The sequence below is a fragment of the Alkalispirochaeta alkalica DSM 8900 genome, from assembly GCF_000373545.1.
Classification (GTDB): Bacteria; Spirochaetota; Spirochaetia; order DSM-27196; family Alkalispirochaetaceae; genus Alkalispirochaeta; species Alkalispirochaeta alkalica.
The window spans coordinates 43,855-58,829 of sequence record NZ_KB891694.1; the positions used below are offsets into that span (position 1 = coordinate 43,855).

Here is a 14,975-nt window from a genome sequence, read left to right on the forward strand (position 1 = left end):
AGGAGTTCTGATTCCATGGAGAAACACATGAAACGCACAGGCCTGTTCGCCCTCATGCTCACCCTGGCGGTCGCTGCGGCGAGTGCCGGAGATATCGCCCGCTTCGCTAATCTCGGCTTCTCTCCCGATTCCCGGGTCTTTCTCTTTGGCCAGTACGGGATCACCCACCCCGAGGGACACCCCTTCGCGGAGATCTACGCCGTCGATGTCCCGGGAAACGTCTTCCTTCCCCAGGGAGTGCAGCGTCGCACCTTCTCGCGAACCCTCTCGGGGGGGCAGGACGGGAGCGGAGCCCTCTATACCCTGTTGCCCCTCTTTCAGCCCCTGATCGGCGAGCACCAGATCGATCATCTCGCCCAGGGGCGCATCATCTATCTCTTCATCGACGGTGAGGACGATCCCCAGCCCCGGATATCCTTCCGGGACTTCCGCACGGGGACCCGCTACACCCTGGAGATCATCCAGGAGTCGCGGGGCAGGGGGGCCGAGGGAAGCGCCGCCTTCCACTTGAACCTCCAGGCTCACCACAGCGACGGAACCACGCTGGAGCGCCAGATAGGACGCCCCACCCTCTTCCGCGACGGGGTAAACCGCTACCGTGTAGGCCGGGTGATCGTCTCACCCGATAATTCCTCCCTGGTGGTGGTGGTGGAACGGATCACCGATATCGCCGGAGGACGGCGGATTCGCTACATGGTGGAGACCCTGCGCCTGCGCTGACACCACGCGCCCCCACCGGGCACCACGCATCGGGACCCCGGGCCTGCCCGAGGGACCCGGCGGTACTGACCCCTCCAATTCCACCCGATTTCCCCGGGATTACCCGAGGATTCCCCCGGGATACGAGGAAAATCTTGACGCCCGGGGGTTTTGCCCATACACTCTCGCCGAAATATCATGGCAGAACAGATAACAAAACGATCCACCAGCTACTCTGACTGGTACGTCGATATAGTCCTGCGTGCGCAGCTCGCAGACTACAGCCCCGTAAAAGGGTCCATGGTGATCCGCCCCCGGGGGTACGCCCTGTGGGAGCGAATGCAGCAGGGCCTGGACAACATGTTCAAGGAAACGGGCCACAGCAACGCCTATTTCCCGCTTCTCATTCCCGAGAGCTTCCTGAAGAAGGAGGCCGAGCACGTCGAGGGCTTTGCCCCGGAGCTCGCCGTGGTAACCCACGGGGGCGGCCAGGAGCTGGAAGAACCCCTGGTGATCAGGCCCACCTCGGAAACGATCATCTGGAGCATGTACAAGAAGTGGATCCAGTCCTACCGGGATCTGCCTCTGCTGATCAACCAGTGGGCAAACGTGGTCCGCTGGGAGAAACGAACCCGCCTCTTTTTGCGGTCCACGGAGTTTCTCTGGCAGGAGGGGCACACGGCCCACGAGACGGAGCAGGAAGCCCGGGACGAGACGCTGCAGATGCTCGATGTCTACAAACGCTTCGCCGAGGAATACATGGCGGTGCCCGTCCTCACGGGGGTCAAGACCGAGAGCGAGAAGTTTGCCGGAGCGGTAGACACCTACGCGATCGAGGCGCTCATGCAGGACCGGAAAGCTCTCCAGGCGGGGACCTCCCACTTTCTGGGGCAGAACTTCGCCCGAGCCTTCGACGTGCAGTATCAGACGAGAGAGAGTTCCCTGGAGTACGTCTGGGCCACCAGCTGGGGTGTCTCGACCCGCCTGATCGGTGCGCTCATCATGGCCCATTCCGACGACAGCGGACTGGTACTTCCCCCCCGCCTGGCCCCCACCGAGGTGGTGCTGATCCCCATCTTCCGCAGCAAGACCAGGGAGGCCGTCCTGGAGGCTGCCCAGACCCTGGCCCGGGAACTCCGCCAGGAGTTCCGCCTGGAGCTGGACACCGACGAGAACTCTTCTCCGGGGTGGAAGTTTGCCGAGTGGGAGATGCGGGGTGTCCCGATCCGGGCAGAACTGGGCCCCCGGGACCTGGAAAACAGCCAGGTGACCCTGGTGCGGAGGGACACGGGCGAGAAGGAGTCGGTGCCGATCACCGGCGCAGCAGAACGAATCCGATCCCTGCTGGAGGAGATCCAGCAGAACCTCTTTGACCGGGCTCTGGCCTTCCGCCAGGAGAACACCCACCGCCCCGAAACGTGGGAAGAGATGAAGACCCTCTTTAACGGCGACGGCTCCGACGAGCAGACAGCCCGGGGAGGGTTCGCCCTGGTACCCTGGGACGGAGACCCCGCAACAGAGGCGCTGGTGAAGGAAGAGACAAAGGCCACCATCCGGGTTCTTCCCTTCGGGAACGAGGAGGAAGCCCGGGGAAAGACCTGCCTGATCAGCGGAAAACCGGCCCGGCACATGGCGGTCTTCGCCAAGTCCTACTGACCACTGGATCTGACAGCTGAATCCGGGGCCCGGGATCGCCGGGCCTGTGGCGCCCGGTGATTTTGTGCTATAGTGTGGAGAGTGAAAGCGATCACCCCCCGCAACGTGCTCGGCCTGGCCTGGATCCTCGCGGTGGTGCTCACGCCCCACCCCGTCCGGGCCGGTAGAGTCACGGCGCTCCACCTTTCGGCCATGCCCGTCTGGATCTACAACGGCTTTACCACCGACAGCGACGGCGAGAGCGTTCAGGGGAGCGACACCAGCCCCCTGCGCATGACCTTCGGCATCGGCCTGGAACTCGATCTGGGCGGTGCCGGCCGTCTTGAGCCCCACCTCTGGGTATACACCCAGGAATACGCCGCCTTGCGGGAACACGACAAGACCGTCCCCACCCAGATCGAGACGGGGTCCGCCGTGGGGGATATCGTCAACACCCTGGGAATAGCGCTGAGCCTGCCCTGGCTCTATACCCTGCCCTGGCCCGCCAACGAGGCCTGGCGCGTCTCGGCAGGAGGGGGAATCACCCTGATCTTCCGGATTCCCCTGGAGGCGATAGACGGGTCCGACGCGAGCCCCGTGACGGAATACTGGATCGCCGGGCGCTTTTTCTACCCCCACCTCCAGATTGCCGCCGACTACAGGCTCACCGAAACCATGGAGGTCGGAGCCGGGCTGGAGTGGTATATCCCGGCCTATAACCTCTGGGTAGACAACGGGGAGGATACGCCCTTTCTGGACGAGACGATGGTGCGCTTCGGTTTACGCCTTCGTCACCGCCTGGGATCGCCCTGAACCCCGGGTAGCCACAATCTGGGTAACAAAACCGGCGGTCATCATATCCAGGAAGGCGCCGATCCTCTCGAGCAGGGGCATAACGGGGAGCAGAATCAGGTAGGACTCCTCCATCCCCCGGCCGTAACGGGAGGCCAGGAAGGAGAGCATCAGCAGCACTCCCCCCGCCGGCGTCCGGGCCAGGAAAAACGAATAGAGCACCGTGGAGACGGCCAGGACCACGAGATCCCCCAGACCGATATCAAGAGCTGTATAGGAGCGAATCACCAGAAGGAACCCCGCCATGCTCACCAGGGCCGTACCGGCCCGGCCGTAGAGGACAACCCAGGGAGAGACCGAGGCGCCCATGGCGCGGGGAATCCCCAGGGAATCCCTGTTCACCCTGGTGAGGGTCGAGAGGGAGAAGAAGGCATCTCCCGATCCCAGGGCGGCCACCGCCACAGGGATCATCGCCGAGAGCCACCGCAGGGGATGGGTCCGGCGGCGATCGAAGAGGTAGAGGATCGCCGGATAGACCAGAACCCCCACGACCAGGACGGCCACGATCAGGACCAGTAAAAACTGGCTGAAGAGGAGCAACTCCGTCCCCTCGCGCAGCAGCACCGTCAGGGCCGCCACGGGCACCAGCACCAGGATACCCAGAACCCCCGCCACAAGGTGATTCAGACGATAGAAGATCCGGTTCGCCGAATCCACCACCAGGGAGAGGGGAGAGCTCACGCTCCGGTCGTGTCTGAAGGAGACCCCCACCAGCAGAGCCATCAGGAGAATCCCCGCCAGCGCGCCGTCGTCGAGAACGAAGACCCGAAAAGCGTTGGAGGGAAGGGCCCCCAGGAGCGACGCGATCAGCGAGGGAGGCGCCGTGATGGTGCCCTCCTGGACCATGGGAGGAATGCGCTGGGGAGAAAAGACCAGAATGGCCAGCCCCCCCAGAAGGGTAGAGACCAGGGTGCACAAAAAGAGCACCGCCGCACCAAGAAGCCCCGTTTTCCCCAGGGTATCCCTGGTATGGAGTTCGTCCACGGCGGCTATCATGGCAAAGAATACCAGGGGAAAGAGCAGAAACCGCCCGGCCAGCACGACCAGTTGGGAGAGCTCTCCGAGAAGAGCCGCCGTATCCCCCCCTGCCAGGGGGAGCACCATACCCAGGACGACCCCTGCGGCAGCCCCCAGGGTATAGCGAAAAGAAATGTTCATACCGTTACGCTCTCTTGAAGGAGAGGAGCCCCGAGCGCTGGCCGTACTTCTGCCATCGCCCCGAGGATTTCTCCGCCTTGTCAATAATCTGCTCAGCCGCCCACCGGGCGACGGCCCTGCTGTCGCTCTCCGAAGCCTGGAGCCCCCGAATCGTCACAGCCTCACCCTCGTAGAAGGCGAAGAGGGAACGCACCAGCCCCTGAACGGCACCGCAGAGGGTCGCATCGAAGGGGGGCAACACCTCGGCTCCGCCGTCGTACCAGACAACGGTGATGTCTCCCGAACCGCGCCGCAGGAAGTACCCCAGCACCTCCTTGAGGATGAAGAGATACCCCTTCAGGGCCGCGTCCACCCCCTGTTCGATCAGGGCTGATTCGGTCTGATGCAGGGGAGTGTGAATCCCCTCGGGCGCGCAGACCACCACGGCCCGGGACATATCCCGGGTCTCACCATCCAGAGCCAGCATCACCGACCGCGCCGAGAGGAGAGACCTCCGCGACCAGGGGAGATAGTGGAGGCCGGAACCTACCGAATCGGGCACCTGGGGATGCTCGTCGGCAGAATCGGCGGTGGCAAAGACCTGGTGCTGCCGATTCAGGAACTCCTGGATCATATCGTCTGTAAAGGCCGACTGNTTACCCGTTATCAGGACTGGCTCTTTACCCGTTATCAGGACTGGCTCTTGCATGGTACGGTATAGTAGTAACCGCTTCCCGTGAGGTCAACGCCATGAAGATTGCTATCGGTCAGATTAACAGCACCATCGGAGATTTTTCCGGCAACCAGGCGCGCATTCTCGAGGCCAGCCTGGCCGCGCAGAACCAGGGGGCCCGGGTGATCGTCTTTCCCGAACTCTCCCTCTGCGGGTACCCGCCCATGGATCTCCTGGATCACGCCACCTTTATAGAGGAGAACAACCGCGCCCTGCGGCAGCTTCAGCAGGATCTTCCCCGGGAGATCGCCGTCGTGGTGGGGCTGGTGGAGTGGAAATCGGGCGCCCCGGGAACCACCATCCAGAATACCGCCGTGGTGATCCACCAGGGACAGGTGGTCTTCCGCCAGGCCAAGCGACTCTTGCCTACCTACGATGTCTTTGACGAGGCCCGCTACTTTGAACCGGCAGAATCCTCGGGGATATGGACCTTTGAGGGCCATCGTCTGGGGATCGCCATCTGCGAGGATCTCTGGGCAGGAACGGAACCCGCCCCGGGAATACGGTACCGGAGAAACCCCGTGCGGGACCTTCTGGACCAGGGGGCAACGATACTGCTCTCGCCGGCGGCCAGCCCCTTTTACAAGGGCAAGGCCNCCTTTCGCCGGGACCTGGCCGAGCAGATCGGCCGCCAGGCGGAGATTCCCCTTATCTACGTAAACGCCGCAGGCGGCAACGACNGCCTGATCTTTGACGGGGGATCCTTCGCGACCCGGGGTGCCGGGGAGGTTCTGGCCGAGAGCAGCCGTTTCCGGGAAGACCTGACCCTGGTTGATCTGGAAGCTCCCCGGAAACCGCCCGGGGCTGTCGGAGCCCCCCGGACACACCTGGCGCAGCTCCACGAACTGGAAGAGCTCCAGGAGGCCCTCGTTCTGGGGCTGCGGGACTACCTGGCAAAGACGGGCTTTTCCCGGGTTCACCTGGGNCTCTCCGGAGGGATCGACTCAGCCGTGGTGGCGGTTCTGGCCGTGAAGGCCCTGGGAGCGGAGCGGGTCACGGGTTTTCTCATGCCCTCCCGCTATTCCAGCCCGGGGAGTATCACCGATGCCGAGGCACTGGCCGATGCCCTGGGGATCGAACGGGATACCCTCCCCATCGACCCCCTCTACCAGGCGGTGACGGCCTCCCTGCAGGAGCAGTTCGCCGGAACCAGCCCGGGGCTGGCCGAGGAGAACATCCAGGCCAGGCTGCGGGGGCTGCTCATGATGTCCTGGTCCAACAAGTTCGGATCGCTCACCCTCACCACGGGAAACAAGAGCGAGCTCGCCGTGGGGTACTGCACCCTCTACGGCGATATGGCCGGTGCGCTGGCCGTGCTGGGGGATGTCCTGAAAACGGAAGTCTTCGCCCTGGCCCGGTACATAAACCGGGAAAAAGAGATCATCCCGGAAAATACCATCCTGAAGCCCCCCTCGGCGGAGCTGCGGCCCGACCAGACCGACCAGGACAGCCTGCCCCCCTACCCCGTCCTGGACGGCATTCTCGAGGAGTATCTCCTGGAGAACCGGACCTTTCAGGAGATCGTCACCCGGGGCTACGACCCTGCCACGGTTGAACACGTTCTGAACCTGGTAGCCCGCAGCGAGTACAAGCGACGCCAGGCGCCGCCGGTGCTGAAGGTGAGCCGCCGAGCCTTCGGCACGGGCCGGAGGATCCCCGTGGCGCGTCACGTTTACGAGTCCTCCCGCTAGGAAACTCTGCCGATACTCCCCGGTAACGTTGATTATCCGGCGGGGCAGCGTTATCATTAATTACGGGGCTATCAGATCGGGACTATTCACCGAGACTGTGCACTGTGGCCCCGGACCGGGGAGCGAGCGCAGGCTGGGTCGGGAAGGCCGGGCCCCGGCCGTGCCGGACAGCCTGCAGGACGGAGAGCCCGTGAAGGAGCGTATGAGAAGAACCATGCTGATCGAAGCAGAAATCTGGACCGTAGCCCGAACGGAGAAAGGCAACGCCGTACTGATCAAGCCCGTGGGGAGCGACAGAGCCGTGCCGATCTTCATCGGCCAGCTCGAGGCGCAGTCCATTCTCTTCGGCCTTGCCGGGGTTCCCGTACCCCGCCCCATGACCCATGACCTTTTCCTCTCGGTCCTGGAGAAGACCAACGTCTCGGTGGAACGGGTGGAAATCACCGAACTCAAGGACCGCACCTTTTATTCCCGGCTGCTGCTCAAGCACGGCATGAAGCGCCTCACCCTGGACGCGCGCCCCTCGGACAGCCTGGGGATCGCCTCCCGGGTTCACTGTCCCGTGTTCATCGCCGAGACCATCGTGGACGAGGCCAGCGTAGCGGTCAATCTCATCTCCGAGGACGAGGCCCGGCTCGAGCCGGACGACCCCTTTCAGGAGGACCTCCAGGAGGAATCCAACCGGGAAGAGCTGGAAAAAGCCCTGGAACAGGCCGTGGAAACCGAGAACTACGAGGAGGCCGCACGAATCCGCGATCAGCTGAACGAATTGTAACCTCCCCCTGCTCTCGTCATTGCAGGCAGAGTTTTTCTCCCCTATAATCAGAGTATCCATTATGGAGGTTACTCGGTGAAATATCCCCACGGAACGGCCCGAATCACGGGCGTCCTGGTTCCCCTGGCGGCGCTTCGCAGCAACAGAAGCGTCGGGTGCGGCGAGTTTGCGGATCTCCCCGACCTGGCCAGCTGGTGCTCTGCAACGGGCCTCAAACTCATCCAGCTCTTGCCGGTGAACGATACGGGTGGGGAGAGTTCCCCCTACAGCGCCCTCAGCGCCTGCGCCCTGCACCCCATGTACATCAGAATTCAGGATCTGCCGGAGTTGCAGGAGTTCCCCCCGGAGACCCGGGTCGCCCTGGAAACGGAGCTGGAACGGGTCCGTCAGGAGCTCGATGGCCCGGACCGCTTCGATCACGGCCGGGTTCTGGCGGCCAAGACCGACCTCCTGCGGCAGATCTTTACCAGCCCTTCCTCCCGGGAGGGGAGCTCCACCCCGGGAGGGAAGGACCTCACCTCGTTCATCCGGGAAAACCCCTGGGTAAAACCCTACAGCGTCTTCCGCGCCCTCAAGGCCGCCCACCAGGAACGCGCCTGGACCACCTGGGAGGAACACCGCCAGGCCGACCAGGAGACGGTGGAGAGGCTCTGGAAGCGGGCCTCTCTGAAGGAGGAGACCCGTTTCCACGCCTGGGTCCAGATGCGGCTGGCCCAACAGTTTCTGGAGGCCTCCCGGGAAGTGGCCCGTCAGGGGATCGCCCTGAAGGGGGACCTCCCCATTCTCATGAACGAGGACAGCGTGGACGCCTGGTTCGACCGGGAGGTCTTCCGTCCCGACCTCCGGGCCGGGGCTCCTCCGGACATGTTCAGCGACCTGGGACAGAACTGGGGCTTTCCCATCTACAACTGGGACCACCTGGAAAAAGATGATTACCGATGGTGGCGCCAGCGGCTCCGGCAGGCGGCCCGCTATTACCACGCCTACCGGATAGATCACGTTCTTGGATTTTTCCGCATCTGGTCCATCCCGGCGCGCAGCACCTCGGGAACACTGGGGTTTTTCTGGCCCCAGAGCGGCCTCACCCGGGACGATTTGAGCGGAATCGGCCTCGATGCGGGCCGGATTCGCTGGCTCAGCGAGCCCCATCTGCGCGGAGATGAACTCCGCCAGGGCCTGGGCCAGGATCTCCCCGACCTGATCTCCTCCCTCTTCGAGCAGATCGGTCAGGAAGATCTCTTTCTCTTCTCTCGAGCTATCGGGGGAGAGGCCGATATCATCGCCCTGGACCGGCCGGCGGAACAGCAGGAATGGCTCCTGGAGCGTTACCGGGACCGGGCGCTCCTGGAACTGCCCGATGGCACCTTCGCCCCGAGCTGGTTCTTTCGGGACTGCTCCCGCTACCAGACGCTCTCACCGGAAGAACGCTCCCGTTTCGAGGAGCTGATCGCGCACCGGGGGAGAGAGAACAATGAGCTCTGGGCGGAACAGGGGCGGAAACTCCTGAAGTTCATGCAGGACACCACGGATATGCTCACCTGCGCCGAGGACCTGGGGGTTGTACCCGAGGCGGTTCCCCGCGTTCTGGGGGAGCTGGGAATCCTGAGCCTGCGCATACCCCGCTGGAGCCACTACTGGGACAGGCCGGGGGAACCGCTGATCCCCCTGGGGGAATACCCCGAAGCCAGCGTCTGCGCTCCCGGCGTTCACGATACCTCCACCCTGCGGGGCTGGTGGGAAGGGGAGTCGGGACGGGAAGAACTCTGGGCTGCGCTCAACCCCGGTACAGACCGCCCCTGTCCGGAGCGGTTCAGCCCCGAGGTGGCCCGCGAGGTCTATCGGGGCATCCTGGCCTGCACCAGCAGGATCGTGGTTTTTCAGCTCCAGGATCTCTTTGCCCTGGCCCCGGAGCTTCTGCACGAGGATCCCCACCAGGACAGAATCAACGTACCCGGCACCGCCAACAGCTTCAACTGGACCTGGCGGATGCCCCTGACTATAGAGGCGCTCCGGGAAGAGCCGGCGCTGGCGGACCAGATCCGGCAGCTCGCAGCCCGGGACTGAGGCCACGCGCAGAACCGGCTGTGGCTGTGGCTGTGGCTGTGGCTGTGGCTGTGGCTGTGGCTGTGGCTGAGAAAGCAACAGAGATTGTCAAAGGATCAAGAGGGAGAGTGAACTAATGCAGACCATCTACAGGACAGACTCGTTCGTGCCGGGCCCGCGTCGGGAGTTTCATATATCCCGCGCCGCCCGCGATACCTATCACTTCTCCCAGGGGATATTCTCTATCCAGGGTCACGTCCTCTTTGCCGAGACCCGCCAGGCCCGGGACTTTGCCATGCGGATGAATACCGTGCGCAAGAGCGCGCTCCACCCCGAGCGGGCCGTCCGCGCCGGTGACATCCTGGCCATGGGGCTGATCGACGAGATCTTTCACTACGTAATCTCTCTCTACCTTCAACAGTACGGCCAGGATATGCTGCTGCGCCTGCAGGCCCACCTGGAAAACACCCTGGGAGCGACCGAACTGGAACGGCTGTTGCTCCTCTTCTCGGAGCGGTTCCCCACGGTGGCCTGCTACCAGGAGAAGGAAAGCCCCCGGGAGAGCCTGGACCGCACACTCCAGGGCGTCTCGGGCCGCGAGGTTGCCCTGGAAGAACTGATCCTTCTCTGGGTCGGGAACCGGAACCTGGCCTTCTACCCCCTGCTGGAACTCTTCGACGAGCAGCTCCTGGCGCCGGATACCAGTTACGAACGGATCATGACCGCCACGGGAGACTTCTTTGCCAGCCAGCCCTCCTTCGGTCCCGACGACCAGACCCTGATTGATCTGCTCCTGGCGCCGGCCCGGGCCCACCCCGATGATCTGCAGGCCCAGCTCGACTACATCCGCCGCCGCTGGGACAGCCTGGTGGGGTCCTTCCTGGACCGGATTCTGCGCTCCCTGGATGTGCTGGCCGAGGAACACAAGGCCCGGTTCTTTGGTCCCGGCCAGAGCCCTGTTCTGGAATTTCCCCGGGGTGGTGATCTTGCGGGAGAAGAGGCCGATTACGCCCGGTTCAGCCCCGATCAGGAGTGGATGCCCCGGGCCGTCATCCTCGCCAAAAGCACCCTGGTCTGGCTGGACCAGCTCTCAAAGAAATACCAGCAGCAGATCTCCACCCTGGACGCCATCCCCGATTCCGAACTCGACCTGCTCGCCCGACAGGGGTTCACCGGTCTCTGGCTCATCGGGNTCTGGCAACGCTCCCGGGCATCGCAGCGCATCAAGAACCTCTGCGGAAATCCCGAAGCCGAGGCGAGCGCCTACTCCCTCTACGACTACGATATCTCCCGGGAACTGGGCGGGTGGGAGGCCCTGGACACCCTGCGCCGCCGGCTCTGGCAGCGGGGGATCCGGATCGCCAGCGATATGGTCCCCAACCACACGGGCATCGACTCGCGGTGGGTCCACGAACACCCCGACTGGTTCATCTCCCTTCCCGAGAGTCCCTTCCCGGGATATACCTTTCAGGGGGAGAACCTCAGCAGCCGCGAGGGGGTAGAGATTTACCTGGAAGATCACTACTACAACCGCAGCGATGCGGCGGTGGTCTTCAAGCGGGTGGACAGCTCCAATGGCGATGTCCGCTACATCTACCACGGCAACGACGGCACCAGCATGCCCTGGAACGACACGGCCCAGCTGAACTACCTCAACGCCGAGGCCCGCGAGGCCGTGATCAAGACAATCATCACCGTGGCAAAAAACTTTCCCATCATCCGCTTCGACGCGGCCATGACCCTGGCGAAGAAACACATCCAGCGGCTCTGGTTCCCCGCCCCCGGACAGGGGGGCGACATTCCCTCCCGAAGCGAGCACGGCCTCTCCCGGGCCGATTTTGATCGGGCCATTCCCCTGGAATTCTGGCGGGAAGTGGTAGACCGGGTTGCCCTGGAGGTACCGGACACGTTGCTCCTGGCCGAGGCCTTCTGGATGATGGAGGGGTACTTTGTGCGCAACCTGGGAATGCACCGGGTCTATAACAGCGCCTTCATGAACATGCTCAAGAACGAGGAGAACGAGAACTACCGGACTACCATCAAGAACACCCTGGAATACGACCCGGAGGTCCTCAAGCGGTTTGTCAACTTTATGAACAACCCCGACGAAGAGACCGCCGTGGCCCAGTTCGGCACGGGCGACAAGTACTTCGGCGTGGCCACCATGATGGTCACCATGCCGGGGCTCCCCATGTTCGGCCACGGCCAGATCGAGGGCTTCGCCGAGAAATACGGCATGGAGTACAGCAAGGCCTACTGGGACGAGACCCCGAACCAGGGGCTCATCGAGCGGCACCAGCGGGAGATCTTCCCNCTCATGCACCAGCGGCATCTCTTTGCCGACGCCACCCGCTTCCGTCTCTACGATCTCTACGACGCCAACGGTGATATAAACTCCAACGTCTTTGTCTATTCCAACCTCCACACCCCCAGCCACCACCAGACGGGGAATCACCAGGAGGAACGCACCCTGGTGATGTACAACAACAGCTATCAGGAGGCCGCCGGGTGGATCCACACCTCGGCACCCTACGTGATTCACGGTGATGAATCGCGGGCCCGCATGACAGAGCAACTCGTGCCTGCCCTGAACCTCACCCCCTCGTGGAAGCACTTTGTAATCTTCCAGGAGCAACGAAGCGGTCTCTGGTTCATCCGGAACTGCGGCGAGATTCTGGAACGGGGTCTCTATCTGCAGCTCAAGGGCTACGAGAGCCAGGTTTGCCTGAACATGTACGAGGTAGAGGACAACCGCTACTCCCATTACGCGCGCCTCTCCGATTCTCTGGGAGGGGGAGGAACCCCCGATATCTCCCGTGCCATGAAGCGGTTGCTCCTGCAACCGCTCCACGATGCCTTCGGGGCGCTGGCGAACACCGGCATCATGCGAACCCTCATGGAAGCCCTGGTGGGTACCGCCGCCCCCGTGGACTGGGAGGAACTGGCCACCCAGTACCGGACCTTCCTGGGAATAGCCGGGCAGTTCTGCGAGCACACCACCCGCCTGGAGGACGCCGTGGCGCTCTTCCAGCATAACGGCGAGGCCCTGGACCGACTCTCGCAGCTGGTAAAACGGGCACCCGACGAGGTGGGGGCCCTGGTGGCCTCCCACATGGAGGCCGAACGGGAGGACGCCTCGATCTTCCTGGCCCTGACGCTCCTGTTGCCGCTGGATGTCTTCATCTCCGGCCAGGACCGGATCACCCCCCAGCTTGTGGGATACCACGCCCTGGACCAGGCCGGTGAGTGGCAGCTCATCGAGACGCTCCGCCCCGTGCTGATGCAGATCCAGCCCGACGGCTCTCTGCCCGATTACTGGTCACAGCTGGTCCAGATCACCCTGGCACACCATAANTGGTGGCGCTACGGAATCGGCGAACCCCAGGAGACGACGGCCCTGACGATTGTGGAATCGCTCCTGGCGGATCCCAACGTGGAGAACTTCCTCCGGATCCACAGCCACAACGGCATCACCTGGTTTAACCAGGAGGCCTTTGATCTGCTGATCGACTGGCTCCTGGTTATCGGGGCCTGGCACGAACTCACGGCGGCTGTGGCCGCGGGAACCCGGATCAGCTGGAAACGGGTCCTGAAGGAGACTTCCGGCATGGCCCGGGTCTACCGGGAGTGGCGCCGGGCCGAAAAGGCCAGCCGCTACCGGGTTGACCGCCTTCTGGAGGCGCTCCAGCCGGAACCGGAAGAGGAGCTCGAGGAAGCCCCCGAGGCGGAAGAGGACCGGAACGCCACCTCGGGCCCCGGGCAACAGCCCGGGAGCGGAGAAAAAAAGGTCGTCCCGCCAAAGAAGAACACCCGGTCGGGCACATCCCGATCGGAGGGTCCCGATCAGAAAGCGCCCGGCCGGAAAAAAAAGAAAGGAACCGAATGACCTTTGAGTATTCCATGACCATCCCCAGTTTCCTCTGTGCCCCCGACGACCGGNTGGGGCTCGACGGCATGGCCAGCCTCTTTCAGGAGGGCGCCTGGCGACACGCCGAGAAACTGGGGATAGCCTTCACCGAAGAAGAACCTCCCCTCTTCTGGGTTCTGCACCGCCTGGGGGTTCGATGCACCCGCCGTCCCGCCTGGGGGGAAGAGGTGGTGGTCACCACCTGGCCCAGCCGCATGGAACGCCTTCTGGCGCTGCGCGAGTTCACCCTTCATACCACCCGGGGAGAGCTCCTGGCAGAAGCCTCTTCGTCGTGGCTGATCCTCACTGCGGGAGAGAGCAAGCCCGTGAGACCCGAGCGCTATTTCCCTCCCGAAAAACTTACCGGGACCTGGCAGGTGGAGATGCCCCTGGGACGGATGCCGACGATCTCCCCCGACGAGGCCCGGCCCCTGCTGGAGGCGGCCCAATGGCACCGCGTCCGTCCCAGCGACACCGACCGGAACGCCCACGTGAACAATACCCGCTACGCCCAGTGGTTCCTCGATGGAGCGCCCGACCTTTTCTCCTCGCCCGAGACACTCCGGGCCCTGAGCTTCACCGCCGANACCAGGGCGGGCCAGGACTACNCCGTCATCACCGGGGGCNCTCCCCGGGAACCGATCGCCGAGATCCACGTGCGCGATGCCGAAGCTCCGGCGGAGAGCGCGCGCTGCGCCTGCCGGCTCAACTGCCTCACCTGAAGACACATCACCTGTAAGCTGCCCCGGAGCTGCCATGCTCCCGGGGACAGGCCTTTCCGGAGACTGCTGCCTCCGGGGGGCGGCCAGGAGGGAGCTCCCGGGGATTTCCTGCCCGGGAGCAGGAAGGATCCATCGTAACTACTTTACTTCATCCCGCCCTGTTCCGATATTCATATAGAAGGGGTGGCGGTTGCGCTTGAAGAACCCTTGACACAATTTGAGCCACCCGGTATGTATACTGGGGGATGTAGTTGTCATGCACACCGGCTTTTTTCCACCGGGCAGCGTTCTCTGGGACCTGACCCAAACAAACAAGTTTGATGCAATCCGCGAGACGATCCACCAGACCAGCACGTTCCGGGCGATCCCGGGGCTCGACCTGGAGGCCTTTACCCGGGCCGTTATCAAACGGGAACAGGAACAGTCAACGGGATTCGGTCACGGAATCGCCATCGCCCACGGCAGAACCAGTCAGGTTGCAACCAGCGAGATCGCCCTGGGAGTCTCCCGGGAGGGAATAGACTTTCAGGCCTTCGACGGCTTGCCGGTACACCTGCTCTTCATTGTTGCAAGCCACCCGGACCGGCAGATCGACTATCTGCGCATTCTCTCGTGCCTGGCAACGCTCGCCCGGAACGAGCTGTTTCGCCAGGAACTCCTGGCCTGCCTCTGCCAGGAGGAGGTAGAGCAGAAGGTCTGCAGCGCCTTTCAGGGAGCGCTCCTGCGTTCGCACTGCTAGAACTCTGCCCTTGTCTATATTCCCGCGTATTCCCGCGTCCAG

10 protein-coding genes are annotated in these 14,975 nt (G+C 63.5%); 9 read left to right on the top strand and 1 reads right to left on the bottom strand.

Annotation, left to right across the window (positions count from 1 at the left end; genetic code table 11):
- Nucleotides 1–27 precede the first annotated feature (27 nt).
- The 3 genes from B071_RS0103340 (at nt 28) to B071_RS0103350 (ending at nt 3,147) form a co-directional block, all read left to right on the top strand.
- A complete protein-coding gene (locus tag B071_RS0103340; protein ID WP_026244933.1) occupies nt 28–720 on the top strand; it encodes a DUF2259 domain-containing protein in 693 nt (230 codons plus the stop codon).
- Between the two features lie 177 nt (nt 721–897).
- Complete coding sequence (proS, locus tag B071_RS0103345) at nt 898–2,355, top strand: proline--tRNA ligase (RefSeq protein WP_018525689.1); 1,458 nt, start codon at nt 898–900, stop codon at nt 2,353–2,355.
- A gap of 81 nt (nt 2,356–2,436) precedes the next feature.
- On the top strand, nt 2,437–3,147 hold the full coding sequence (locus B071_RS0103350) for a hypothetical protein (RefSeq protein WP_018525690.1): 711 nt from the start codon (nt 2,437–2,439) through the stop codon (nt 3,145–3,147).
- On the opposite strand, the gene B071_RS0103355 is transcribed toward B071_RS0103350, so the two are convergent.
- Nucleotides 3,115–4,344: a cation:dicarboxylate symporter family transporter gene (locus tag B071_RS0103355; RefSeq protein WP_018525691.1), complete on the bottom strand. Its 1,230-nt coding sequence runs from the start codon at nt 4,342–4,344 to the stop codon at nt 3,115–3,117. The genes B071_RS0103350 and B071_RS0103355 overlap by 33 nt on opposite strands.
- 729 nt (nt 4,345–5,073) lie before the next feature.
- Here B071_RS0103355 and B071_RS0103365 point away from each other — a divergent pair.
- The 6 genes from B071_RS0103365 to B071_RS15715 all read left to right on the top strand — a co-directional run bounded on the left by B071_RS0103365 (nt 5,074) and on the right by B071_RS15715 (nt 14,933).
- Complete coding sequence (locus B071_RS0103365; protein WP_018525693.1) at nt 5,074–6,747, top strand: NAD+ synthase; 1,674 nt, start codon at nt 5,074–5,076, stop codon at nt 6,745–6,747.
- Nucleotides 6,748–6,949: 202 nt separating this feature from the next.
- Entirely contained in the window at nt 6,950–7,522 is a 573-nt protein-coding gene (locus B071_RS0103370; RefSeq protein ID WP_026244934.1) for a bifunctional nuclease family protein, read from the top strand.
- Nucleotides 7,523–7,597: 75 nt separating this feature from the next.
- Nucleotides 7,598–9,586 carry a 4-alpha-glucanotransferase gene (locus tag B071_RS0103375; protein WP_018525695.1) on the top strand — a complete coding sequence of 663 codons (1,989 nt, stop codon included), beginning with the start codon at nt 7,598–7,600 and terminating at the stop codon, nt 9,584–9,586.
- Between the two features lie 1,015 nt (nt 9,587–10,601).
- Entirely contained in the window at nt 10,602–13,451 is a 2,850-nt protein-coding gene (locus tag B071_RS0103380) for an alpha-amylase family glycosyl hydrolase (RefSeq protein WP_438829547.1), read from the top strand.
- 14 nt (nt 13,452–13,465) lie between these two features.
- Nucleotides 13,466–14,194: an acyl-ACP thioesterase domain-containing protein gene (locus tag B071_RS18185; protein ID WP_438829548.1), complete on the top strand. Its 729-nt coding sequence runs from the start codon at nt 13,466–13,468 to the stop codon at nt 14,192–14,194.
- A 256-nt stretch (nt 14,195–14,450) separates the two neighbouring features.
- Nucleotides 14,451–14,933 carry a PTS sugar transporter subunit IIA gene (locus B071_RS15715; protein ID WP_018525698.1) on the top strand — a complete coding sequence of 161 codons (483 nt, stop codon included), beginning with the start codon at nt 14,451–14,453 and terminating at the stop codon, nt 14,931–14,933.
- Nucleotides 14,934–14,975: the final 42 nt, after the last annotated feature.

What these genes read in the sequence shown, in the direction of transcription:
- proS (WP_018525689.1), top strand. Translation starts at nt 898, where the DNA reads ATGGCAGAACAGATAACAAAACGATCCACCAGCTACTCTGACTGGTAC.
- B071_RS0103370 (WP_026244934.1), top strand. Translation starts at nt 6,950, where the DNA reads ATGAGAAGAACCATGCTGATCGAAGCAGAAATCTGGACCGTAGCCCGA.
- B071_RS0103340 (WP_026244933.1), top strand. Translation starts at nt 28, where the DNA reads ATGAAACGCACAGGCCTGTTCGCCCTCATGCTCACCCTGGCGGTCGCT.
- B071_RS15715 (WP_018525698.1), top strand. Translation starts at nt 14,451, where the DNA reads ATGCACACCGGCTTTTTTCCACCGGGCAGCGTTCTCTGGGACCTGACC.
- B071_RS0103355 (WP_018525691.1), bottom strand. Translation starts at nt 4,344, where the DNA reads ATGAACATTTCTTTTCGCTATACCCTGGGGGCTGCCGCAGGGGTCGTC.